The following is a 24,106-nucleotide window of genomic DNA, read 5'->3' as shown; positions in this document are numbered from 1 at the left end:
GGTGCGGTCGCGACCGTTTAATGACTTCCCTATAAAAGCGCAACTAACCGTCAGCGTCATTTACCATCGCACTCGGGCTTCGCCCCAAAACCAGCTCACAAGAGAACCGGGGGCTCAGCGGCGCGAGAAGTCTGCCGGCGTCAGCTCAAGTCGTGCAGCGGGATGGGCAAGCAACTTCCGTTCAGCTATCGCCCGGATGCGGCCGTATCCATCGCGAAACGTTTTGAGGATGCGCTCGTCGCCTGCACGTGGCTCGAGCCAGAAATACGCTTCCAGCGCCGTGATCGTGATCATGCATTCGACCGGGCGGTTCTGGCGGACGAGGGAAAATGCCACGCCGAGGCGACTGGCGAGCACCTGCGGTTCAAGTTCGACGGTTTCAGCGGTTTCCATAGACGGCAAGGACGGTGCTTCTGATCAGGTCACTCTGATTTTTGCACAGGTTATGCATTTCGGGTACGGGCGAAGTTGGCGGGATGCAGGTCATGGCGCGCCGCTTCGGACTGCGTGCAAGCCCGTGGTGCTCAACGCCGGTTGCGTCCTGACTACCGGCGTCTGTCTGTAGCAAAAGCCTCCCCGATCTGTCGCGCCCGCTTCACCTCATCACTGTGCAGATAGATCGACGTCGTCGACACGGAAGCGTGCCGCAGATTGTCCCGTACAGTTGTCAGTTCCGCACCGCGCCCGAGCGCATGGGTGGCGTGGGTGTGGCGCATCCAGTGAGGACTGGCGCGCCGCAGCTTCTCTGCAAGCGGCGGATGATCGGCTTCGATACTCTTTGCAGCCAGCAGGAAGAAGCGCCTGAGCACACCCCAGAGTCGCACGCTGCTGATCGCCGCGACGCTGTCCGCCTCGAGGCTGCCGATGACCGGCGTTTCCGGCCGCCAGCGCACGGGCAGGACCGGCAGTTCGCGTTCGGCGAGATAGTGTGCGAGGGCCTCCCACGCGAGTGGCGGCAACGCGACGCGTGCCAGCTTCTTGCCTTTGCCCGTGACGCGTAACCAGTGATCGCCGCGGGCATCGGTCTCGACGTGTCCGAGTGTGGCGCCGACCAGTTCGCTCGCACGCAGCCCCGTTGCGTAGCCGAAGTCGAGCAGGAAGCGTAGCCGTTGTGCGGCGGATGCTGAGCAGCCATACGACCACTCGAGTCCGTCGGCGATCGTGCGCACGAGTGCCCATTCACCTTCGCTGAACGCGTGTGACGTGTCCAGCACGTTCACGCCGCTGGCCTCGCGTACCTTCACGCCAGCGAACGGATTGGCGAGCACGTAACGCTGCTCGATCAGCCAGCGGAACAGGGCGCCCAGAATCGACAGCGCATGCGCGACCGAGCGGGCCGACAGGCTGCCGTTGAAGGGCCGCCAGTCCGGTGAGGTGCGCGGCCGCACCGGTCCGACCCAGCGTCCGCGCGGCGACGGGTGACGCAGGAACGCGCGATACGCGATCGCGTCTTCCGTCGTGAGCGAAGACAGCGCACGGCCGCGCTCGACGATTGCCCACAGGATCAGGCGCTCGGCCTCCTTGCGGTAGGTGCGCTGCGTGGTGGGTGATTCGTGTAACGCGAGCCAGGTCTGCACCGCTTTGTAGTCGTTGTCGGCGTCAAGCGCGCAGGTGGCCTTCGGCGCACGGAATGTCCCCTGGGAGCCATCGACTTCCTGCGGGACCTGCAGTGATTCCCACGGCACGAGCTCGGCGCGGCGGCTCGCGATGATGAGCGCCCGTGCCTTTTCAGTGAGGGCCGGCCATGCCGCGAAGAACTGCTCGATCGCGCGGGCGCTGGCCACTCCGAGGCCGGGGACCGCTTTCCACCACTGTCGCCGGCGCGGCACGCGCACGGTCAGATCCGCAAGCGTGCGGATGCCGTGGGCATGCAGCGCGCTCACGGCCCGTGCTGGGAACCACTGAGTGACGTCATCGGTGATCTGCGGTTCGGGTGCACGCGCGGTGCGCAGCAATTCGATGGCGTGCGCGACTGCCTTCGCGTGCCGTGTGCGATCTTCGGCGGGGTGATCGAGGAGGGCGGCCAGGTCGTCACGATGTGCGGCGCGCGCGATGGTCTGCAGCCGGCGCCGGATGCGTCCGAGCACGCCCCGTGCAGATTTGCCGTCGTCCAGTGACGCGGGCTGATAGCGCTTGACCGCCTCGCGCACGGGCAGTCCTGCATACCACGCGCGCAGCACGGCGAGTTCATCGGCGTTGGGAAAACCGGTCAAATCAGCGGGGGCCGGGGCGGGGGGCCGGGTGAGGTGGATTGTCATACCGTCGAGTTTAACGTAGAAACGGATGCATTATGATAAGAAAGATTATCTCAATAGTGTGGTTGGGTCGCGTATTTCTCTGGAAAACTTGACCGCCGCTCACACAACTAAAGTTGGTACTAAATTTCAACTAAAGTTGGTTCTACCTGCTCTCAGACGGTCGACCACGCTGATTTCCTTTGTCCGCCATCTTGCGCCTTTTCGGCGGGTTGCCAGGATACTCTTTCGCGATGGAATTTGCGGGCCGATTCAGCGAGTATTCGCGCGTGCGACCAGAAGCCTTCGGCGGAACGGGCAGCGCCCACGGAAAACCGGTAGTGTGTCCTTGATCGCGTCGCTATCGGCTCGGGCTCGATGCTCAACGCTTGCGGAGCAATCGGCAAGGTTATGTGACAGATGCGCTGATAATCGATCGCGCAACGTCGCAGACTAGCAATTGCCTCGCGGGGCGTGGCGCCGAGCGCCTGCAGTGGTGCGTGATCCCATCTGGCGACGAAGCGCCCACCGGCCGACCGATAAAGCCAGCACCATGGGCGCCCGTTTTGCCAGCCCAGCAATCGACGGCGGCGAACATCAAGATCGACGCGAGCGACTGCATCAATCACATGCCAGTTGTCAGCGTCCGACCAACGAAGAGGGTAAGGCGGAGTAATCGTCCTTTAGTTGCCAGGTCTGCCGGTTTCTCCGCAGCTGTGAACGCTGGTCTAAATCCAACACTAAACGACGGCGTTTTGGAATCGAACCGTTAGACAGCCGGTTCTCAATAAGCAATGTATAGGGAAGGCGTACGTGCGCATTGACGCTTTGCGCGGCATATGGAGCCCGTAGGTGAGTGCAGACCCGCAAAGCGCGTTGAGGGATGAACATATGAAGTGATTGCAGTAGAGAGGCGCAGCGCAGAAGTAGCCACCGACGAGTGCCTTCTTCTGCAGGCACGCTGGTAGCGTTGCCCCGCTTCACGCAAGCTAGCCCAGCCGCCCGCCTACGCACAACCGCCGACGCAATAGATCTGGCCACTATCACATGCGTATAGCGGCACCTACAGTGTGACATCTACCTACGGAAGCTGGCCCTATTTCGGTTCGTTCAGTACCCAAATTCGCGCCCCAAGCAAACATCCACACGGCAGCAACTCCCAAAGCAGAGACCGAGTTGGTCTATAGGGACTTCTGAAATTGCGGGTTGATTACCGCCGTACAACTCTTTTAACCCTCGTCTTTGCTATGAAGAATGTCTTCGATGACTAGAGCGATGCCAGATTCTCGGGGTTGGCGCCGTCGCTTCTGACACGGGCGCCATCAATAAAAAACACAACATGTCAATTCGTCTATCGACTGACTGCCAGCAAGAGTCGTCATGATATTGTAATTAGTTAGTAATGGTGGGGCCGTGTAGCCAGAGCCATCTTCCAATTGGCCTACGGTCAGGTGTGGAAGCTTGTAGTCAGGGTTCAATATCGAGCGCACATTTGACCACTTCAATTTGGCTCGCAGGGAGCGCATTCATCTTGCATAGCGACTTCCTATGACATTAAATGAATTCTGTCCTATGTCCGTCAGTTCGAAAGAGCGTTATTCACACGGTGATTGCCTCCCTTGGGGGTAATGCTCGCTAGTATTAATGCGTTTAACTAAGGAGTAGAACCATGGACGAATCCGCCTCATTTGAGATACAAGTTTTGGCAGACACGAAAGACACAGCAGACGCACTGGCCGGCGACCTCACGAGGGAACTAAAACGCGCTGTGCGAGGTGTGGAAGTGACTCGACAAAAAGCGCCGGATGAAGAGAATACCCAGCTTGTCGGAACAGTCCTCGTCGCAATATTGGGAACGAAGGCGGTTGTTGAGCTAAGCAAAGGAGTGAGAGCGTGGCTAGAAAAAAATCAGTCTGCAAAGGTGACAATAAAAGGAAATGGGGAAATTATTGTTGAGAATGCTAAGTCTGGTGACGTTGAGAAGATACTCGGGCTGCTTCAGTCGACCAAGGAGTAAGTGGTGTGAGTACGTTGTCGGAACATAGGGGCATATTCACCGCAGCGATACTTCTTGGTTCCGGTGATTATCCTAGCTTCACGAACCTGAACGCAGGAGCGCTGTTCGCGAACTCGTCGCGAGCGTTCGCAACATACCTTCAGGAGCGGCCAGAAAACTTTCATGCATTGCTTGACCTCTTCGGAAGTGAGCAGGTCGCGGATACCCAATTAGACAAGATAAGAATATTTCTTAAGGAAGTCGAAAAAAAATCCAGTTCCTGTGACGCTGTCAACGTAATTGTGCATTACGTTGGACATGGTGTCGTTGGCACAAGCAACCAAACAAAAGACTTTGCCTTTGCGATAAAGAGCAGTTCGCAAGAAACTCCATTCGATACATCAATGAGCGTTAGCAGGCTAGCAAAAGCGCTCGTAGACGTTAATCCACACGTCCGAACTATTGTGCTAGTAGATTGCTGCTTCGGCGGCGAGGCCGTACGCCTTTTTTTATCGGAAATTCCAGAACTAGGTTGCGCAGTGCTATCAGCGACCGATCCACATACACCGGCCATTGCAATAAAAGGTGAACATTACACGAGATTCGGCAATGCCTTACTAAAGGCACTGTATGCGGGACATATTCGCTATGGAGACTACCTCTCTCTGGACGAAATAGGAACCCTGACGTACAACGCTCTCCGAAGAGACCCCGATAATCCCGCTCCGTTTGAGGCAGAAGCCCAGTCTATTAAATCCGGCCCTTCTTCTGCAGGTCGAATTTTTCCCAATGGCGCCCGTGCGAGGTCCTCGTCGAAAAAAAATGATGCGACTTTCCGCGTCGCTCATTTGAGTGACTTGCATTTCGGGGCGGCTAATCAAGGTCCCGTATGGCAAAAGCTTCGTGAATACCTAATGAAGGTGGAACCTGACTTATTGCTAATTTCCGGAGACATTGTAGATTCACCAGAGCCGGCTAACTTCGATGAGGCGGTGAAGCAACTTTCCCAACTTCGTGTCGAGTATTACGTCTGCCCGGGCAATTCCGACCATTACTGGCACAAGTCGACACCGGGAGGCGCGCAAAACGCGAGGCAGAGGGTTGGTTTATTTGACGAAACGTTCGCACGCAACCTAATCCCCCCGGGAACCATCCTTCGCCCGAAGTTATGTCGCGGCGACAATGAGTGGAAGCTTGCAATATTGGGCTTGGATACGAGCGAAAAAGCAGCAGATTCAGAGCGTGGCAACGCTGGACCGTCGTTGAAGGCAGTCGATGATGCTGCGGAGACAATAAAAAAAGAAAAGAAAAAGGACATCGATTTATGTATCGTATTGCAGCATCACCAACTTTTGCCAATCGCACAATTACATAAAGAAGGCGCTACCGAGGCAGCTACGCATGGCATGATGAAAGACGCCGCCGCATTGCTTGAGCGGTTATCCAAACACAATATAAATCTTGTTTTGCATGGGCACGAACATCGTTCGTTTGCGGCGCGTTTTGCTAAGGTAAGCTGCAAATGGAATGACGTAACTATTGTCGCTGCCGCATCCGCGACAGGCTGTATCGACGCAAATAAATGTTGCGAGAGTAACGCGTCCTTCAATATGTTGGAGTTTCGGAATGACGCTAGTGTCTGGCTACGGCAGCATGTCGTCAACAACGAAACGTGGGGGTCGAGCCCGAACAACCCAAGTCAGTTATTTTCTCAAGCCGACGTGCGTCGAATAAGGCTGCTTCGGGCGCACCCGTCGTACGAAAGATCCAACTGCAAAATAGTAAAAAGATTTGAATTTTCGTCGAGTCGTGATATCCGGGTCCGTGAAGTGCGTACTCCGTGCGCATTTGATGGAGGAACGTTTAGATACGAGGTAGTTAATAGTACCGGCTCTCCAACATGTAACGGCGTAGTAATCGAGTGGAGCAATGGAGATAGAGAGAGATTTGACGCGAAATACATATCTGCCGGACAGAATCACCTCTACTACTTCGAACTCGAGCTACCGCGTCCTGAGCACATGGCACGGAGCATTACCGTGGATACGCTTTGGGAGCTTGGCGGATTATTGACCACCGATGACCTGCGACTAGTGAGGGACAACGCGACAATTGGAAAACACAGACTGGACAAAATGGAATTCGTTTCGGCTCGCGTCACGCAACCACTTGAGGAACTGATGCTAGTTGTGTTGTTACCAAAAGACATTGCTCCGCAGTTAGAGGATATTTCGATAATTGTAGAATCGCTTGATGCGCACGAACAACAAGCACCTACCAGTACCGCGACAAAACTGAAACCGGTGGAGTTGGGAAGAGGAAGCTTCGTGCTGACGGTACCCTCCCCGTTTCCTGAAATGCGATATGGGCTTGCATGGCCTATTGCCCACTTGCCACGAGGGGGGCGAGCCTGTTCAACATTCAAAAACATTGCGCAACGAAAGGGGCGCGACTTACTAGAGGCATTTTGTGACGCTCTTCCTCGAAGATTAAGCAAGTACACTTCGGCAACCATTTATGTCTCTGAACCGGAAGCCAGTCCCCCAACGTGGATTCGTGCTGGCCACTTGTTTTCCGGGGATGAAACCGAGCTCCCCCTTGAGACGTTACACATTCACGACGAAGAAAGTATCTATCGCATGTGCTGGTGGGGAAAACTAGCAATGCTAAAGCCGCCATATCCTGAGCGGCCGTTTGATTTGGTTGCTGGTGAGGATGTGTTGATAACCATACCGATTCGGCCGTCGGGGCTGCCTGAAATCTATGAGCCGGCGGCAATGGTTCGGCTAGGCTACAAAGATTCGCCGCATCTTGATGGGGATGCGAGCGTGGTTGAACTGATGTCTGACGCGGCAACTTCGTTGCTAAATACATTTGTCACGCTGAAAAATGGAGCATAGACCATGTTAGTTGTCTTCGAAAAAAATGGATCATTTAGAGTAGTGGGTACTGCGTCCGATGAAATGGGACTTACCTCTATGCAAGGAGAGCCTCTAGCTCAAAATAATCCACCGGAGTTTGTTGAAAATGTTGATTTAGAGAAAGCGGGAAATAGCGGAGGACCCTCAGCTGATGCATGAACATGATGCGCGGGCTTGCCGTTTGCAGCGAATAGCTCGTTGGCGGAAGTCCCCAAGTAGGGGATGGCGCTAGCTATAATCTAACGGACGACGTCCGAGTGTAGCCGGGATACGTGTCTCAAAACTGAAAGCCTTTCTAAACTAAGCACATGTTTGAATAGATTTGTGGCATATAGCGTGGGTATGTCGTCCGCTAAGCCGCTATGGCTGTCGACCAGATCGTGCGATATTCGCGTCCATCGTCGAGCGTGACGATCACCTCCATCCACCTCATCAAAAAACGTGCATGACGCGATGTCACCGGTTCGGCCGAAGCATCGAACCATGCGTGATGGAACTCACCGGAGGCGCCAACAACCCGATGTGAGTACGAAAACTGCAATTTCCATCGAGTCGAGGTAGTCGGTGCGCCCCCAAACAGTGCTTGCTCTGGTAGATCGAGCCGATCGACTACGCAACAAAGTTCAACCCCAATTGACCATCGCGAAACGTAAGCGTGGCAGCAGCCTTGCTATTACCCACACCCATTAGCAGGCCGGTGTCAAGCGACCAGCACGGTGTGAGCACAAGCCGAGGCACGCAGAGGGTCCATTCTTCTCAAACCTGCTCGAAGCTGTCGGCTGTCACGATCCAAATTCGGGCGCCAACCCCGCTAAACGTATGCGGCTGTCGCTTCGCATCCGCGAAACAGCTGCGCGGGTTGGCAGTGGGACGGTTCTGCTCTTTTGCGATGAAGCCCAGCGCTACAACGAAAACGAATACGAATGGCTGAGGGATGTGCACGATGCCCTCGTCGGCCTGCAAATCAAACTGTTCACCTTCCTCGTGGGTCAACAGGAACTTCTCGCCCAGAAGAGCGCACTGCAGATCGCGGGCCAAAACGGAGATCGTCGCGCGCTTGATGGTCGAAGAACTTGCTTTCCAAGGAATCCGCAATGCCGAAGATGTTGCCACGTGTCTGAACGGTTACGACCAGACCGCCTATCCCGAGGGGACGCAATGGAGCTTCACGAGATTCTACCTGCCATAGGCGTTCGAGGCAGGATATCGACTTATCAGCGATGCGGTCGTACTGTGGGATTCCTTCGAAGCCGCCCATCACAGGGCGACCCTGGTTGGGCGTCTCGAAATCCCTATGGAATCGTTCGCGCGGGCTGTCGAGATCGTACTCAAGGATAGCAGGTCAGGGATGCTCCGGTGTATTGTCCGGACGCCTCGTTGTGGGCCCACGCAGTTCGGCACTCCGGCTATGTCCAAGCGCGCCATGCAACCGGTCGTGTGCTTGTCCACGCGTAAGGAGGCGCCCGCGTTCATTGCCCCGCGCTTCCCGATACTCAATCTCGATGAGCGACGACTGACCGCGGCACTTGGCTTCATACTCGATGCTAGGTGGCTGTTGCCTGGCGAGTCGATCGTATCGATCCTGTGGAAGTTCGCGCGTGCGAACGGACTTCCTGGGCATGTGCTGGTGCGGCTGGTGGGCGCGGACATCGACCCGTACGAAGGCGTTGAGCCGATGCGCGATGCCGTCGATGTGGGGCATCTGAGGCGCATGCTGAAACTGCCTGGCAAGGTGTTGCGCGCTTCACTCCTCAAGGCCGGCCAGCGGGGAAGGCATCACCCGGTCTTCCGGTATTTCAGGCAATGCATATTGCTCGCTCATCACAGCGTGACGGACCAGATGTTCAGCGAAAACCGTTGTCCCGCTCACCGACGAAAGCTCGAGACGCAATGCCATAGGTGCGGGCGGGAAACACCCTACATCCTCAACACGAGTCTTGTGGGCTCGCCGTATCGCTGTGCGCAGTGAGGCTTTCTTTACGCGGCTCAATCTCCTCCAGCATTTACATCGAAGCCAGCGATGCGCAAGGAGTATCGAATTGCCATCGCGCGACATTTCCACAATCGCATGGCAGGCAGCTTTTGCCTTGGCAAGGTTGAACGCGACCTGTAGCTCGCAGCATCTGGGCAGGGGAGATGCTTGATGGAGCGAAAGCGTCCAATGATCTTCGCTATGAAACCGTCGTGCGAAATACGCAAAAAAGCGGGCGTTGACGGCTTTACTTCGTTTTTGGTCCCCGGCGGTCGGTCAAATTCCCCCAGGTATGGTCACTTCAAATTCCCCCATGTAACGACCGTCGGCTGAGCGGTCCTTAGCGGTGCTGCAGGACGTTTATTTTTGTCTCCTTCGAAGAAGAAGGAGACCAGGGAGTGAACGTTTTGAAGCAGCATCTGCAAAGCACGATATTCACGCTGCTCGAACGCGGCGTGAGCCAGCGCAGGATCCACGAACTGACCGGTATCGATCGCAAGACGATTCGCCGGTATCAGGCGTTGCATGAGGCTCAGCGGGCCGCGGGCGCAAATTCCTCCACCTCCGCGACCACCGGCTCCGGCGACCCGGTGGTCGCGCAAAATCCCCCACCGCAAACTCCTCCACTCCCGCGACCACCGGCTTCTGGCGGCGTACCGTCCAGTTCCTTCAACTTCGCGCGTTCGGCCAGCGAACCCTATCGGGAGTGGATCGAACAGCAGGTGCGTCTGAAGCGCAACGCCCAGGCGATCTACCAGGACCTCGTCGACCAGCATGGCTTCACGGCCAGTTACGAGAGCGTCAAACGTTTCGTGCGAGCCCTGCGCCACGTTGATCCGGAACAGTTCGACCGTCTCGAATGCGCCGCTGGCGAAGAGGCGCAGGTGGACTACGGCGAAGGCGCCCCGGCCCGAGATCCAAAGACGGGCCGCTACCGCCGGCCACGCCTGTTCGTCATGACGTTGAGGTATTCGCGACGCAGCTTCAGGCGCGTGGTCTGGAAGTCCAGCAAACAGGTCTGGGCGCAACTCCACGAAGAGGCCTTCCGGTACTTCGGTGGCAGCGTCAGTTACGTCGTGCTCGACAACCTCCGCGAGGGCGTCATCACGCCCGACCTGTACGAGCCCGAGATCAACCGGCTCTATGCCGCGATGCTCGAGCACTACGGCGTCGTCGCCGACCCGGCCCGCGTGCGTGATCCGAATCGAAAGGGCACCGTTGAGAATGCAATCCAGCACACGCAGAACACTGCGCTCGCTGGCCGGCGTTTCGAATCGCTCGAGGCCCAGAACGAATTCCTGATGCACTGGGAAGAGAACTGGGCCGCGAAACGGATCCATGGCCGCGCGCGCCGACAGGTCGAAGCAATGTTCCAGGAGGAAAGGCCACACCTGCGACCGTTGCCAGCAACGGGCTTCCGTTACTTTACCGAGGTTGTGCGCACCGTCTAGGACGATACCACCGTGAGCGTCGAGCGCAGCAACTATGCGGCGCGTCCGGCGCCCATCGGCTCTCTCGTGTGTGTGCGCATCTACGACACCACGATCGAGATCCGCGATCGTCGCTCGCAGGAACTGCTGCGCACTCATCCACGCCACACTGAGCCCGGCTCGCTCGAGCTTCCCGAAAGCGAGCGGCCATTCAATCCATCGCGACAGACGAGCGTCGCGTTAGCCAGCGCCGGCGACATCGGTCCACAAACGAAGGCGCTGTGCCAGCACCTGTTCGACGCCGAAGGTCGCGTTGGCCACCGCGGCATGTGGGGCATCGTCGCGCTGGCGAAGAAGTATCCCGCCTGGCTGGTCGAGCAAGCCTGCGATCACGCCCTGCGTCATCACCTCTATCGATACCGGCAGCTACGCGCCGTCGTCGAGCGGCTGTTCGAACAGGCACTTGAGCGCCTCGACCGGGCGCCGCAACTGGCCTTGCCGCTCACGCAGGAGCATCCCCTGATCCGCCCGGGTAACGAATACGGCGAGTTCTTCAACGTCGGCGCGCAGCACAGCGCCGGCTCTCAACCTCCCACGACAGGAGAAACTCTATGACCACCACGCTACCCGATATCGAGCGGGCGCTCAGGATGCTGCGCCTGTCCGGCGTACGCGACACACTGGAGACCCGCGTGCTGCAGGCACAGGGCACCCAGCAGCCGTTCCTGGAGATCTTTGCCATGATCCTGCAAGACGAGCTCGACCGGCGTCAGTCGCGGCTCATCGAGCGGCGTTACCAGCAGTCGGGCCTCGAGGAAAAACTCACGCTGGCCGAGTTCGACTGGTCGTTCAATCCGAAAATCCCGCGTCAGGCCTGCTTCCAACTCAACGCGCTGAAGTTCATCGCCGCGGGCGAGAACGGCCTGATCATCGGCAAACCTGGCACTGGTAAGTCGCACGTTGCCAAGGCAGTCGCATACCAGGCCGTGCTTCAGGGCCACAAGGTCCAATATCTTGAAACCGACGACTTCTTTAACCGCTACGCGCTCAGTGTGCCCGAGCAGCGACAGACGCGACTGCGCGCGATACTCGAGGCGGACCTGCTCGTGCTTGACGACCTGTTCCTGGCGCGCTCGATTCCTGACGAGGCCGGCGCGCTATTACAGACGCTGGTCCATCAGCGCTACAAACTGCGAAGAAGCATCATCGTCACATCCAATCGCGTAGTACAGGATTGGGGCGCGTATCTGGGCGACAACACGATGAGCACGACGATTCTCGATCGGCTCATGCATCACTGCCATCAGCTCGAGTTCAACGGTCGCAGCTACCGGCTCAAGGAAGCCGCCGAGGCGCTTGCGCAGAAAACGAAAGAGGAATAAAACTCCACCTCATCCTGCTTCACCCGGTGGGGGATTTTACGCGACCACAACCGGGGGAGTTTCAACTGACCGTCCGGGTTTTTGGTGATAATCATTGAAAGACCTCCTGGCCGCCCAGGGAAGGGGCGGCCAGGGTCTACAGTTGAGATGCCAAGCTCAACCGACCCGTTCAGGAGGCTGAAATGAAGTATAGCGGCATCGATCTGCACTCGAATAACGCCGTAGTCGCCGTGATCGACGATCAGGACCGGGTGCTTTACTGCAAGCGACTGGCCAACGACCTGTCGTCAATCATCGCAGTCCTCGCGCTATTCCGCGAGGACCTGCAAGGGGTCGTGGTGGAATCGACATATAACTGGTACTGGCTTGTCGATGGCCTGATGGCCGCAGGCTTTGCCGTCCATCTCGCGAATACCGCAGCCATCAAGCAGTACGAGGGCCTGAAGTATGGCGGCGATGAACGAGATGCCGTGTTTCTCGCGCATATCTTCCGCCTTGGACTACTGCCAGAAGGTTACATCTATCCTTCGGAGGAGCGAGGCCTGCGTGATCTCGCCCGCAAGCGCATGCAACTCGTTCAGCAAAGTACGCTGAACACTCTCAGTATCGAGAACATCCTGGCCCGGCAGTTGAATGTGCACCTCAACGCAGAGCAGGTCCGCCATCTCGATAGCGCCGCTGTGACCTCACTCGGTTTGCCGCCGCATATCGAGACTGCCCTGTCCGCAAACCTCGCGGTCTTGCGCACTCTGCGAGCACAGATCAGGGTAATCGAGTCGATACTTCATCGCGAAGTAAAACTGCGTCCCGAGTTCGCAATCCTCAAAACTGCACCCGGCATCGGAGTCACACTCGCGACCACCATCATGCTGGAGACGGGCACCATTTCCCGTTTCCGCACTGTCGGCCAGTTCAGCTCCTGCTGCCGGTGCGTTGAAAGCAGGCGCGTCTCGAACGGCAGGAAGAAAGGCGAAGGCAATGCCAAGAACGGCAACAAGTATCTCTCCTGGGCCTTCATCGAGGCTGCTGCTGTTGCCATGCGCAGCTGTCCGCAAGCGAGACGCTTCTATGAGCGCAAGAAAGCCCGACGCATGCCCGTGGTCGCCATGAAGGCACTCGCGCACAAGCTCGCGCGCGCGGCTTTCTACATGTTGCGAGACGGCAAACCCTTTGAGGTGACCAAATGCTTTGGTTAAATCCGGCGGGGCCGTGAGCCTGGTAAAGTTGTCGGCGTGAACCCAAGCTAGCGATTGGGCCACGCGCTCCCGCCGCCCCCCAAATCAGCGATCGCTGGGATGCCCAGACCATGAGCCGAAATGAGCCTGGCACTGCTCACGCAGCAAGCCGATCATTGGTGAATACTCCCGTGGACACCGGTCTGGTACCGATGGTTTTCTGGGGCTCTCCCATGAGCGACGGGCGAAAGCCAGGACACCGGCCCTCGCCTTGATCCCGATGGATGACTGGTGCAGACCAGTTCTGCAACCACATGAGCGAAAAATCGGATGCATGCTTATGCGCGTCGACGTGGTGAGGGTGGGCTGAAACTGTTTCAGCTAAACAGGGTAAGGCCTGGGAGAGGAGTATTTATCTCTTGATCTACGCCTTTCAATGGATGACAACTTTACCTCGCTCCACGGCAGCCGAGAATGCTGGTGACGTGGTTGGCGTGCAGATATATAGCCGATATATCGCCGACCGGAGAAAAATGCTGGTCGACGAGCGCACCGCGATTGACCGCGAGAACGTGCCATCCCCGGCCCATCATCACGATTCCGGCCGCCTTGAACTGTTCGGAAAGTTCTTCATCCGATGTCGCTATGAACTCGGCATAAGTCATTTGACTTCTTTGTACGCATCAGGAGACACGAACATGCCGTACGTGAAATCGTGGCGGCGGCCCCTGTGGTACGTCGGCACGCTCACCGAGGAGTACCGGTGTCGCATGTACAACGGCCTTAAATTGTACGCCTGGCCCGCTGCGCTGCGACGATCCAGTGGTCTGCATCGACGAGAAGAGTCTGCAACTCACTGCGCATAGTCACGCGCCGTCGCCAATGACGCCGGGCACACCGAGCAGAGGCAGGACTATGAATACATCTGCCGGGGCAAGACGAACCTGTACGCGGCCGTCGACCCAAAGGCGGGAAACGGTGCGTCGTCTCTGCGACCGATCACCGCGGCAAGACTGACTTCGTCGGCTTCGTCCAGGGACTTCTCACCGACACGTATGCGGCTGCCCGCCGCGTTCGCCTCGCGCTGGACAACCTCAACATCCATTTCAGAAAAATGCTTCGATGATGTGCTGGGAAAGCGCGCAGCCAGTAAGTTGCTGCGTGGGGTACGCTTCCAGGCATGCGAGTTGGCTCAACAACATGACAGAGATCGAGATCGGCATCCTCTCGCGCCAATGCCTGAAGCGACGTCTTGCAAGCCGGCGACATCTGACGCAGGAAGTTGCTGCCTGGCAAACCGAACGAAACGCGCTACGCCGAACTATTGAGTGGAAGTTCAACCGACAGGACGCGGATCACAAGTTCGGGCGCCATAATGTTTCGAAACTTACACGCTAATGTACCAGTTGCTCGGCCAGATATTGCCGCCGCCATGTGAACAGCATATTTGCGTTGATTCCGTTCTCCCGAGCCAGCTTCGCGACGGATGCGCCCAGCTCGCAGGCCGCTGCCGCCAGTTGCTCTCGAAGCTCGCTTGGGTAATTCGGGCGGCCCCTTCGGGTGCTCAGCTTCTTCTCTTCAGACTGTGACAGAGTGGTGCCCGTCAGATCGGAAATGACGGGCGCCACTTTGCTGTCTCTTTTAGTCATCGTCTACAACGGCCCGCGCGAGCCGCTTACAGCATTTGGCAGGTCATCGTTGCTTCTCGCAACTGCAAATGACGTTTGCCAGGGGCAATTCTCACTTTGCCCTCGTCCACTTTACGTCGCTGCGTTCCCATCTTTCCGTTTTGTGACTGCGTCTCTCACGGCGAGAACCTTGTTCAGGTTTACTGCGCGCACTGCGTTTCGCTTTCGATCCGGTGACCTGCTGCCACCCTTGGGTGGGATCGAATTTTTGTGCATATCCGCCGCTCAGTACCTCAAAGGCGGTGCGCGCGTGGCCTTTCAGGTCCATGACGGTCTGCGCGTTTTGATGCGCGAACCAGTTCGGCGTGACGAAATCGGTCACGAGGACTGTCCCGATCAAGTAGCCATATTGGTCGTCTTCCACCGGGTCACAGACTTCGCCTGCCCAGAACACGCCTTGAGGATCTTGATACGCGCTGTTGAGCCACGGATCGACTGCCATTTCGCAAAGCTCGTGTGTGGCGCCGACGCTAACGCTCGATTTGGAGGCGAGTATGCTCCTGACGAACACCTTTGAGATCGGGAATCCGTCATTGGTCAGGTCGTGATAGGCAAGCGCGCCCGCCTGGTCGCTGTCGTCGAGAAACACCAGCCACCACGTGCCGGGCGCTGGTGCCTGACCTGCAGGGACCATGGTGAACGTGGCGGTATCTACGCCCCAGACCGCTTTGAGATCCTGGTTCCATTGTTGGGTAAAGGCGGCCAGCATGCTCTGTACATCAGCACTGGGATAAGTCGTAGATTCGTTGATAACGGAAATGTCTGGCATAGTTCACCTCGTGCAGTTAGCTCAGGGTTAAGCACTGGAATGCGGGTTGTCACACGCTCTCAATGTCCCGCCGTGAGGGACTCTTTTCCCGCTTGCTGGATACCTTTAATGAAACATCGCTTTGGTGGGGTATAGACCAAAGGCACGTCCGGATCAAGAATGGCGGTAAAGCGCTAGCAAGTGAAGGTTTCGGGTGCGCACGATAGGTCGCACTGAGTTGTTATCATCATGTGCAAAGATTTTCGCGCGGCCACAGGCTGAAAATGACGTTATCGATTCACTGACATTCTTTCGAAATATTTCTATACTTCATTTTTCTACCCAGGCGTCGCGTTCCGCTTATTGCGAAGTCGTTAATCAGTAGTCCCCGCATCAATTAGTGAGGCCTTGGCTGACGTGGTTATACCGTTAGTTAACGGATCGGAGAATCGATCTGCGCCACCGGCATGCCGTGTTGACAATGAAGGTGTCATTGGCTTCGATCAAAGCGGCGGTGGCTCCGTCTTTTTAGGGGCGCTCACACGATGAGCGAGTGAGCGAAGCGCCTTGACCTGTTCGGAGTGGGTTCGCAGGAAGTTGCCGGCGACGTCAGTGCGGCAGGACGCCAGCGCTTGCCTGTGCGGCTGATAGTGGGGCTGCGATATCTTATGCACGCCTACAACTAGAGTGACGACCCGTTGTGCGAGCGGTGGGCGCAGGACGTATATGGGCCCAGTCTAGGGCCCCACCACACTGCGGACAGCACGCATCACTTTGCGGGCGTAATGTGTGACGCCCCAAAAAGGGGCCGCCCTAGTATATGCCGAGAACAGTGCCTAAAATACATGTGCATTTGGCAATTTGAAACGCTCAGCTGCACAGTGAACAACTTACCGATAAATTGATTCGTCAATCTAAGGAAGGTCTGCAAAAGTTCTGACGTTGACGTCTCGGTGGACTATCCTGGGAGAAGGCAGGTTTAAGGGGTACCTCGATGACACAGCTTGGTCTTGGTCTGGATCTTTCAACGAAACGCACGCGCAAGCGGGAATTTCTCGATGAGATGAGTCGCGTTGTGCCATGGTCGAGGTTGATTGCGTTGATCGAACCGAACTATCCAAGGGGTAAGACTGGAAGGCCGCCGTTTCCTATTGCGACGATGCTGCAGATCCACTTCATGCAGCAGTGGTTTGGTCTGTCAGACCCGGCGATGGAAGAGGCGCTTTATGACGTGCCGCTGTATCGTGAATTTGCTGGGCTGGACGAGGGTATGACGCGTTTGCCGGACGAGAGCACGATTCTCCGGTTCCGTCACCTTCTCGAAACGCACGGCCTGGCTGCGCAGATGCTCACGCTGGTCAATGAGATCCTGAGCGAGAAAGGCTTGATGCTGAAGGTGGGGTCGGCGATCGACGCTACCTTGATTTCCGCACCCACTTCGACGAAGAACAGCTCTGGTACACGGGACCCGGAAATGCACCAGACGAAGAAGGGAAATCAATGGTACTTCGGGATGAAAGCGCACGTCGGCGTGGACGCAGAGTCGGGCCTGGTCCACACGGTCATCGGCACAGCCGCCAACGTTCATGACATCAATGCGGCCGAAGCGCTGTTGCACGGCCAGGAAATGGATGTGTACGCTGACGCCGGATATCAGGGTATCGAAAAGCGCTGCCAGGTAAACGCGGTACGCTGGCATGTCGCGATGCGACCAGGCAGGCGCAGACAACTGGACCTAACCGATCGGCTGGACGCGATATTCGATCAGATTGAACGCCTGAAGGCCGGCATCCGCGCCAAGGTTGAACATCCGTTCCGCGTCCTCAAACAGCAGTTTGGCTATACGAAGACCCGGTACCGAGGGTTGATGAAGAACACCGCCCAGATCACGACACTATTTGCTCTGGGCAACCTGTGGATGGCACGCAAGGCTTTGTGGAAAGCTTGAAACGCTCGCAGATTCAGGCCGCGAATCTCGGCAAACAGTGGTCGTCACGCTTCAAAAGCCAGACGACCAACCTACCAGCAGACTCTCATGGCTGATAAGACGCAAGTGGCAAACGGCCAACTCTCTGAAAAACGAGTTGTGCAGACCTTCCCTAACAATGTGGCAGGGGAAATGCGTCAATGGGCGTCTGAATCAAAACTCTGGAGACGGCTTCTTGACTGCACACGAGAAGCTAAATGTTGCGAACCCATTCGGCAGGAGTGTCCATCGTGATGAAAGGGAATTCACTCGCTTTGTGGACGTTCTCCGACGTACCCTAGAGTGGGCTCGTTAAAATTGAGAATTCCGAATAACAGTGAGATGCGTATGGCGCAAATCTGTTCATCAGCTGGGTGGGTGCGACTTCCAGATTAGCATGTCGAATTGCGATTGGTGTAACGTGCGGTTGCAGCTTCGCTTCGGGGTATACCGCCGGTTCGAGCAGTCCGTGTGTCCGGCGGCACTCGACGACCGGTATGCTCGCTGGGACCACGAAAAGGCGACCGCACGCGAACTCAATCATCGCTACGTGCGAATTTCGAGAAAACCGATCGGTCAGTCTTCGTCGCGTTGAGGCACCTCACCTCATGATCGCGACACGCGTTTGCACAGAGGCCATCATGCCTACCGTTCGATGCCTCATTGCGGCTGAGACGATACACGCGGCGCTTGCCGAGCGTGTGCTGACCTTGATCAGCTCTCTCGGTCAAGAGAGGTTTTCCGCTGAGATTCGAGTTGGCCCAATTTCTGACGATGATGCGGAATTCCTGATTCCAATCGTTGACGCGTCGAACTATGCGCGGATCAGGGAGGAGATCACAACACTGCGACATGGGGGGGCGCACTCTAACGTGCTGCTGCTGTCCGCGGGGCTGCCCAGGCAGAACATGCTCGAATTGCTGGCTTGTGGAGCCTTCGATTTCGTCGGGGAGCCGTTTAACGATGAAGAATTTCGGGTGCGTCTATTTCGTGCAGCGGGCCTTTTGCCCACTCCGCGCCCTGTGCCTGTGCGACGTTTGCTATCGTCTAAACTGCACGATCTCGTAGGCAACAGTCCGGCGTTCCTCAAGGTGCTATCGACACTTCCGGTCATCGCGGGGTGCGACGCTGGTGTCCTGATCCTTGGAGAAACGGGTACCGGAAAGGAACTCTGCGCCCGCGCGGTCCATTACTTGTCCGCGCGCAACTCGAAGCCATGGGTCGCGGTCAATTGCGGTGCGATTCCCAACGAACTGGTCGAGTCAGAGCTTTTCGGACATGTGCGCGGCGCTTTCACTAACGCGCACGCAAGTCGTACAGGTCTTATCCAGGAGGCCGAAGGGGGAGCGCTCTTTCTAGATGAAATCGATTCTATGCCGTTCGGAGCGCAGTGTAAGCTCCTGCGCTTTTTGCAGGACAAGGGATATAGGCCAGTCGGCAGCAGCACGACGGCCTGGGCCGACGTACGTGTGGTGGCGGCGAGTAACCAGAACCTGAACGCGCTCGCGGCAGTGGGAAGATTCCGCCAGGACCTTTTCTTTCGACTCAGTGTGCTCCAACTCACACTACCTCCTCTGCGTGAACGGCGCGAAGATATTCCCGTACTGGTCGCACATTTTCTTGATCATTTCAGCCAGCGCGACAAGCGTCCTGCGCGGCGCTGCTCGCCTGCAGCGCTAAGAAAGCTCATCGACTATGGGTGGCCCGGCAATGTGCGCGAACTCAAGCACGTGCTGGAACGGGCAGTCTTGATGTCGAGCTGCGCCGTCCTGCAGGTGGAAGATTTTGATATGCCCGCGTCACCCGGCCTTGACGATACCTGTCCGATCGATGCCGACTCGTTCCGCGCCGCCAAAGCCCGAGTGGTCGAATCGTTCGAGCGCCACTACATTGAGCGGCTTCTCACAATGTGCGACGGCAATGTGACGCGTGCGGCGCTGGCGGCAAAAAAAGACCGGCGAGCGTTTTTCGAACTGATGCGCAAGCATGGCATCCATTCCCACCAGTTTCGCGGAGCGGACAACGCACCGCTTTGATTGCGATTAGACCAGGACATTTTTATCCGAGCGAGCCGGACACTATTGTCCGTGCCATCCACCGCGTTCGTTTCATGCGCATCGAAAGAGGCGAGCGCGGGACTAGGGCAAATGTGTCCTGTCAGCGAGGTTCGCAATATGCTGTTTTCCACCAGCAACCGTGCTGGCCGCGGCCTCAAACAGCTGGCATTCACCTTGCGTCGTGTATCGCATTGGAGTTTTGTCACGGTCATGAACGATTCCGCTCCGTCGCCCGAACTCGTGCGGCGTCTTGCTCGCTATTTGCGTGTGAACCCGCTCGCTTGCGACACCGAAGAAGGAATCGGGAAGTGGTGGCTCGGCCTTGATCCACCGAGTCTGGTGGAATTGTCGAACGCGCTAAGGTGGCTTGTGACCATAGGGGTCGTCGAAGCGGCACGGGCGGCAGATGGCCGCGTGCGCTATCGACGTGTTGCGCTTACGGCGGCGATCGACGCCCGGCTCGATCAATTGATCGAGCGCACGCCGTAGCATCCGATGTCACCCGCCTGGGTTTTTGATAGAACGTGTCATGCGCAGTGTTGCAGCCTGTTCAGATGTCCATGTCGCGGAGGTTGCGAACGGGGCGGATAAGGTCCAAGCATCGCCACCTTGATGCAGCCTTCGGTGCGCGAGCGCACAAACTGCCTGTCGACGACGGTTGCCGGGCGAACCCGCATGGTGGATTAAGGATGGTCGATTGATGGCCTGAAGGTTGGCAGTTCAATGAGTTTCGCAGTGAAGGACGTCCTTCGCATGTCCGGATGGTTGCTTCGACGGCACCGATTCGAGCGCGCAACTAGTTGGACTCAGAATGCTCGCGGCATACGTGTTCTAAAGAGAGAGAGGTTGCGAAAAGCATGTTAGCGGACGGCACAGTTCTGTATTCGGCAAATGACAAATCGTCGCGGACGCATTGACTGTCATGAGTTGTTACGCCTGTATTCGCGAACAATAGGAGATTCGGATGTCGGACTATGGCGTGATCGCAGACGTTTCGCTGACTCTCCAAAGCGTTCTCAACCAGGCGTTGGCGCCGCTGGACCCCGCTGCGCCACCGGTCGCTGAGATCAGCGACCTCCAGGGGGGGATCTCGACGAATCCGGCGCGCATGACGATCTTCCTCTTCGAATCGGTCGAGGATGCGAGCGCTAAAAATCGTCCGCGCAGCGTAACACCAAACCCACCTACGCTAAATGTGAAGAAGCCGCCACTCGCGCTGCTTCTCCGATATATGCTCACACCGTGGAGTGGGGACCGTTTCACCGACCACAAGCTACTGGGTCGGACCATGCAGGTCCTCTACGACGAGGCGATTCTGAGCGGGCCGCAGTTGCGCGGAACTACCTTGGAGGGCACCGATCAAGCCCTTAAGGTGACGCTCTCACCCTTGACGCTCGAAGAGCGTGCACGGGTGTGGTACGCCATTCAAAAGCCCTACCGATTGTCCGTCACATACGAAGTCCGTGTCGTCAATCTTGACTCGGAAACGGCAAAATCCGTCATACCCGTAGCGGCGCGGCTTAGTCGTTATGCGGACTCTGCGACAGCGTCATGAACACGCCCATCACAGCGAACGCCGATGTCAACCCCACGTACGGGCAATACGGCGTGCGGCCCGTGGACACGCTGACCGGAAGCGCGCCGATTGGCCGCATCGCGGCATATCTGGATAGTTTCGACCCTAACAATCTCTGGCGGCCTACAGGGATCCCAGCGATCGTGACACCGGGCGGAATTATTGCCTATCCAGGACTCGAAAGGCACGCAGTTGCGGCGGGACTGCCGAAGCGTATCTACCGCGTGCGGCTGATTCCCGAGTTCTATGTCCCGAGATATTGCCTCGACGCGGAAGGTATCAAATTCACCGTTTTTCCGTATGACGCCGACCGTCCCCCGGCAACCATAAGCCGCATCGCGGAGGACGCCTTGATGCTGCCCGCGCCAAACTATCCGTTCCAAACTCACATACCGGTCTTGTGGGGTGTCGTTACCGACCCCAGCGGTGCGCCGGTGCCCAACGTTTCAGTGGCGCATCGCAACAACCCTCCGGCGCGAGATGAGCAGGCTATTACCGATGCACGTGGCACCTTCGCAATTGCATTGCGTTGGGTGTCACCAAATACTGTGATTTCGATCGCAGCGGTGGACGGACGAACTCGCCGCTCCGGGGCGATACAGATCAAGTTCCCGGTCGACCTAGGGACGAGTCAAACGATTCCAATCAGTTGAGAGGAAGCGACCATGCCGACATATCTGAGTCCCGGAGTATACGTTGAAGAAGTCGATACAGGACCGCAACCAATACAGGGCGTGAGCACAAGCATAACGGGAGCGGTCGGCGTGACCGCGTTCGGTCCGAGCAGTGGTAAGCCCGTGCTCGTGACAAGCTTTGCGGAGTTTCTGGGACGCTTCGGCGGATTTCTGCCGGATCCCCCCAGCGCGGTGTACAACTTCTGGGCGCTGGATGGCGTTGAGGGCGGCGAGTGGTGGCATTTCCCCCTTGCTGTAAAGGGCTACTTTGACAATGGCGGACAACAGCTTTACGTCAAGCGTGTATCCGCGAAGACCGCAGTCGCAGCTAGCGCGAGCTTGGGCCAAGGGCTGATTGCCGGCGTGGCTGCCGATGCAGCAGTGAATGCAACGGGAGTCAAGCTTAGCCATCTGATCAACATATTCGAAGGCGTGAAGTTGCAACTCTTTCGGGGCGACACCAACGCCCAGATCGGCGGGAACTTCACGGTCGTCGCGTACGATGGTTCGAGTGGGCAAGTGACCGTTGATCTTGCATTCCCGACGGCCCTTATCAGCAAGCGTGGCGACTACGCCCAGATCTACAGCATCAAACCGGCCGCTGCCAACCCGACGTTGACCTTTACTGCGAAGGCACTTGGCCAATGGGGCAATGCCCTCAGCGTCATGGTCCGGCCCACCGTCGGCAGTACTATGAGCATTGCCTTCGATCCCACAATTGCTGGTAACAACACGGCCAGTACGACCGTCGTGAAAACCGTGAACCCCGGACCGCTTGCCAAGACAACGGTCACCGTAGCCAGTGCGGCAGGCTTCGCGAACGGCGACCACATTTCGGTACTTGGACAGGAATACGCGATCGGGAATGTTACGCCTGGACCTCCGGCTACATTCGACATCACGCCGCCGCTGGCTCCTGGTCAGAACTGGGCCGCGGGCACAGGCGTAAAGCGCCTCAGGGTCGCCAATACGGCGAACGCATCACAGACGATCAATGTCTGGACAGCTCCCTCGCTGTACATCGGGGCCATTGTGGAATTGGACAATGGCCATCTCAAGGAGACATTCACTGTCAAGAGCATCGCAGGCAACCTCGTTACGCTCGATACGGTCAGAGGCAACAAGAATATCCAGAATACCTACTACGAAGGCCAAAAGCTGAATGTGGTTGAGGCCGCTGTGGACATCAGTTACACGCCGGCGGATGGCAACTCCGCTTTCGAGAGTTTTTCCAATCTTCGCCTGGTGAATGACGGCACCGTCAATTATCTTCCTAATCGGGTTAATCAACAGTCCATGCTCGTGACCGTCGCTGCACCGGGCTTGTCCTCGACGGACGACCTTGCTGCGTTTCCGACGGCGGCGCAGGGTGGTGCGCAAGCCCTGACGCAAGGGGACGACAAACTCGCTGACCTAACTATTGACGACTTTGTCGGTGTCGACAAAGGCAGCGGAGCCCGTACCGGCATCCAGGCGCTGGAGGACGTAACTGACGTTAGTCTATGCGTCGTGCCGGGGATGTGGTCGAGAACGATACAGTCGGCGTTGATCACACACTGCGAGTCGTTGCGGTACCGTTTCGCGATTTTAGACTCTGGCAAGAACCTTGGAATCGACGACGTCCTGGCCTTTCGCGCGCCTCTAGATAGCAAATTTGCGGCGCTGTATTACCCATGGATTGATGTGCGCGACGCCTCGGTGAGCCGGAACGTTTCCATCGCTCCCTCAGGCCACATTGCGGGAATCTATGCACGTGTCGACAATGATCGCGGCGTGTACAAGGCACCCGCAAACGAGGAAATCCTGTCGATTTTTGATATTTCGCAGGACGTGAACAAGCGGGAGCAGGAGCTGCTGAACCCGGTGGGCATCAATGCTTTACGGTTCTTTCCACAACGCGGAAATCGAGTATGGGGAGCCCGGACTCTATCGTCGGAAAGTGCGTGGAAGTATGTCAACGTGAAGCGGATTTTCATTTACGTGGAAGCCTCGATTGACTATGGCACGCAATGGGTTGTGTTTGAGCCCAATGACGAGCCACTTTGGGCGCGCGTACGGCAGACCATTTCGGACTTTCTGGCAACGACGTGGCGCAGCGGTGCGCTCCAGGGAACCAAGCCAAGCGAAGCATTTTTCGTCAAGTGCGACCGGACGACAATGACGCAGGACGACATCGACAATGGGCGGCTCATTTGCATAATTGGTATTGCACCGGTGAAGCCTGCGGAGTTCGTGATCTTCCGCATCCAGCAATTTACCCAAGCTACCACGGCCGCCGGTTGACACC

General features: G+C 57.2%; 17 protein-coding genes and 2 pseudogenes. 14 read left to right on the top strand and 5 right to left on the bottom strand.

The window, feature by feature from the left end; genetic code table 11:
* Nucleotides 1-114: 114 nt before the first annotated feature.
* Both AB3X86_RS23495 and AB3X86_RS23490 read right to left on the bottom strand, forming a co-directional pair.
* On the bottom strand, nt 115-393 hold the full coding sequence (locus AB3X86_RS23495) for a DUF1488 family protein (RefSeq protein ID WP_368597862.1): 279 nt from the start codon (nt 391-393) through the stop codon (nt 115-117).
* Between the two features lie 152 nt (nt 394-545).
* The gene (locus tag AB3X86_RS23490; RefSeq protein ID WP_368597861.1) at nt 546-2,258 is read right to left on the bottom strand and encodes a phage integrase family protein; all 1,713 of its coding nucleotides are present in this window, start codon (nt 2,256-2,258) and stop codon (nt 546-548) included.
* Between the two features lie 1,645 nt (nt 2,259-3,903).
* Here AB3X86_RS23490 and AB3X86_RS23485 point away from each other — a divergent pair.
* The 8 genes and pseudogenes from AB3X86_RS23485 (at nt 3,904) to AB3X86_RS23450 (ending at nt 13,131) form a co-directional block, all read left to right on the top strand.
* Nucleotides 3,904-4,251, top strand: coding sequence for a hypothetical protein (locus tag AB3X86_RS23485; RefSeq protein WP_368597860.1), 348 nt, complete (start codon nt 3,904-3,906; stop codon nt 4,249-4,251).
* A gap of 5 nt (nt 4,252-4,256) precedes the next feature.
* Nucleotides 4,257-7,130 carry a metallophosphoesterase gene (locus tag AB3X86_RS23480; RefSeq protein ID WP_368597859.1) on the top strand — a complete coding sequence of 958 codons (2,874 nt, stop codon included), beginning with the start codon at nt 4,257-4,259 and terminating at the stop codon, nt 7,128-7,130.
* 3 nt (nt 7,131-7,133) lie between these two features.
* On the top strand, nt 7,134-7,310 hold the full coding sequence (locus AB3X86_RS23475) for a hypothetical protein (RefSeq protein WP_368597858.1): 177 nt from the start codon (nt 7,134-7,136) through the stop codon (nt 7,308-7,310).
* 552 nt (nt 7,311-7,862) lie between these two features.
* A pseudogene (locus AB3X86_RS23470) lies at nt 7,863-8,606 on the top strand (ATP-binding protein); the annotation flags it as partial.
* Entirely contained in the window at nt 8,560-9,120 is a 561-nt protein-coding gene (locus tag AB3X86_RS23465; RefSeq protein ID WP_368597857.1) for a hypothetical protein, read from the top strand. The pseudogene AB3X86_RS23470 and the gene AB3X86_RS23465, both read left to right, overlap by 47 nt.
* Nucleotides 9,121-9,521: 401 nt before the next feature.
* Nucleotides 9,522-11,168 (top strand): annotated as a pseudogene (istA, locus tag AB3X86_RS23460) (IS21 family transposase).
* The gene (istB, locus tag AB3X86_RS23455; RefSeq protein ID WP_368597856.1) at nt 11,165-11,935 is read left to right on the top strand and encodes an IS21-like element helper ATPase IstB; all 771 of its coding nucleotides are present in this window, start codon (nt 11,165-11,167) and stop codon (nt 11,933-11,935) included. Before istA ends, istB begins: the two are co-directional and overlap by 4 nt.
* A gap of 182 nt (nt 11,936-12,117) precedes the next feature.
* Nucleotides 12,118-13,131, top strand: a complete 1,014-nt coding sequence (locus AB3X86_RS23450; protein ID WP_368597855.1) for an IS110 family transposase — start codon at nt 12,118-12,120, stop codon at nt 13,129-13,131.
* A gap of 428 nt (nt 13,132-13,559) precedes the next feature.
* Here the strand turns inward: AB3X86_RS23450 and AB3X86_RS23445 are convergent, their stop codons facing one another.
* From AB3X86_RS23445 to AB3X86_RS23435, 3 genes are all read right to left on the bottom strand, one after another.
* The gene (locus AB3X86_RS23445) at nt 13,560-13,775 is read right to left on the bottom strand and encodes a hypothetical protein (protein WP_368597854.1); all 216 of its coding nucleotides are present in this window, start codon (nt 13,773-13,775) and stop codon (nt 13,560-13,562) included.
* Nucleotides 13,776-14,504: 729 nt separating this feature from the next.
* Nucleotides 14,505-14,738, bottom strand: coding sequence for a transposase (locus AB3X86_RS23440; RefSeq protein ID WP_368597853.1), 234 nt, complete (start codon nt 14,736-14,738; stop codon nt 14,505-14,507).
* Between the two features lie 112 nt (nt 14,739-14,850).
* Nucleotides 14,851-15,567 (bottom strand): hypothetical protein, encoded by a 717-nt coding sequence (locus tag AB3X86_RS23435; protein WP_368597852.1) that lies wholly within the window; start codon nt 15,565-15,567, stop codon nt 14,851-14,853.
* 973 nt (nt 15,568-16,540) lie between these two features.
* Between AB3X86_RS23435 and AB3X86_RS23430 the strand changes: the two genes are divergently transcribed.
* From AB3X86_RS23430 to AB3X86_RS23405, 6 genes are all read left to right on the top strand, one after another.
* Entirely contained in the window at nt 16,541-17,494 is a 954-nt protein-coding gene (locus AB3X86_RS23430) for an IS5 family transposase (RefSeq protein ID WP_368597802.1), read from the top strand.
* Between the two features lie 659 nt (nt 17,495-18,153).
* Nucleotides 18,154-19,548 (top strand): sigma-54 interaction domain-containing protein, encoded by a 1,395-nt coding sequence (locus AB3X86_RS23425; RefSeq protein ID WP_368597851.1) that lies wholly within the window; start codon nt 18,154-18,156, stop codon nt 19,546-19,548.
* Between the two features lie 138 nt (nt 19,549-19,686).
* Complete coding sequence (locus tag AB3X86_RS23420) at nt 19,687-20,058, top strand: hypothetical protein (protein ID WP_368597850.1); 372 nt, start codon at nt 19,687-19,689, stop codon at nt 20,056-20,058.
* 475 nt (nt 20,059-20,533) lie between these two features.
* Nucleotides 20,534-21,124, top strand: a complete 591-nt coding sequence (locus AB3X86_RS23415) for a DUF4255 domain-containing protein (RefSeq protein ID WP_368597849.1) — start codon at nt 20,534-20,536, stop codon at nt 21,122-21,124.
* Nucleotides 21,121-21,798 carry a carboxypeptidase-like regulatory domain-containing protein gene (locus AB3X86_RS23410; RefSeq protein WP_368597848.1) on the top strand — a complete coding sequence of 226 codons (678 nt, stop codon included), beginning with the start codon at nt 21,121-21,123 and terminating at the stop codon, nt 21,796-21,798. The genes AB3X86_RS23415 and AB3X86_RS23410 overlap by 4 nt, the downstream gene beginning before the upstream one ends.
* Nucleotides 21,799-21,810: 12 nt before the next feature.
* Nucleotides 21,811-24,102 (top strand): phage tail sheath family protein, encoded by a 2,292-nt coding sequence (locus AB3X86_RS23405; protein ID WP_368597847.1) that lies wholly within the window; start codon nt 21,811-21,813, stop codon nt 24,100-24,102.
* Nucleotides 24,103-24,106 lie beyond the last annotated feature (4 nt).

The sequence above is a fragment of the Paraburkholderia sp. BR14374 genome (assembly GCF_040948685.1).
Lineage (GTDB): Bacteria > Pseudomonadota > Gammaproteobacteria > Burkholderiales > Burkholderiaceae > Paraburkholderia > Paraburkholderia youngii.
The sequence above is the reverse complement of the archived record's forward strand: the minus strand, read 5'-3'. Positions and strand labels throughout refer to the sequence as shown.

What these genes read in the sequence shown, in the direction of transcription:
- AB3X86_RS23450 (WP_368597855.1), top strand. Translation starts at nt 12,118, where the DNA reads ATGAAGTATAGCGGCATCGATCTGCACTCGAATAACGCCGTAGTCGCC.
- AB3X86_RS23435 (WP_368597852.1), bottom strand. Translation starts at nt 15,567, where the DNA reads ATGCCAGACATTTCCGTTATCAACGAATCTACGACTTATCCCAGTGCT.
- AB3X86_RS23445 (WP_368597854.1), bottom strand. Translation starts at nt 13,775, where the DNA reads ATGACTTATGCCGAGTTCATAGCGACATCGGATGAAGAACTTTCCGAA.
- AB3X86_RS23495 (WP_368597862.1), bottom strand. Translation starts at nt 393, where the DNA reads ATGGAAACCGCTGAAACCGTCGAACTTGAACCGCAGGTGCTCGCCAGT.
- AB3X86_RS23475 (WP_368597858.1), top strand. Translation starts at nt 7,134, where the DNA reads ATGTTAGTTGTCTTCGAAAAAAATGGATCATTTAGAGTAGTGGGTACT.
- AB3X86_RS23415 (WP_368597849.1), top strand. Translation starts at nt 20,534, where the DNA reads ATGTCGGACTATGGCGTGATCGCAGACGTTTCGCTGACTCTCCAAAGC.
- AB3X86_RS23405 (WP_368597847.1), top strand. Translation starts at nt 21,811, where the DNA reads ATGCCGACATATCTGAGTCCCGGAGTATACGTTGAAGAAGTCGATACA.
- AB3X86_RS23420 (WP_368597850.1), top strand. Translation starts at nt 19,687, where the DNA reads ATGCTGTTTTCCACCAGCAACCGTGCTGGCCGCGGCCTCAAACAGCTG.
- istB (WP_368597856.1), top strand. Translation starts at nt 11,165, where the DNA reads ATGACCACCACGCTACCCGATATCGAGCGGGCGCTCAGGATGCTGCGC.
- AB3X86_RS23465 (WP_368597857.1), top strand. Translation starts at nt 8,560, where the DNA reads ATGTCCAAGCGCGCCATGCAACCGGTCGTGTGCTTGTCCACGCGTAAG.
- AB3X86_RS23425 (WP_368597851.1), top strand. Translation starts at nt 18,154, where the DNA reads ATGCCTACCGTTCGATGCCTCATTGCGGCTGAGACGATACACGCGGCG.
- AB3X86_RS23490 (WP_368597861.1), bottom strand. Translation starts at nt 2,258, where the DNA reads ATGACAATCCACCTCACCCGGCCCCCCGCCCCGGCCCCCGCTGATTTG.
- AB3X86_RS23430 (WP_368597802.1), top strand. Translation starts at nt 16,541, where the DNA reads ATGACACAGCTTGGTCTTGGTCTGGATCTTTCAACGAAACGCACGCGC.
- AB3X86_RS23485 (WP_368597860.1), top strand. Translation starts at nt 3,904, where the DNA reads ATGGACGAATCCGCCTCATTTGAGATACAAGTTTTGGCAGACACGAAA.
- AB3X86_RS23410 (WP_368597848.1), top strand. Translation starts at nt 21,121, where the DNA reads ATGAACACGCCCATCACAGCGAACGCCGATGTCAACCCCACGTACGGG.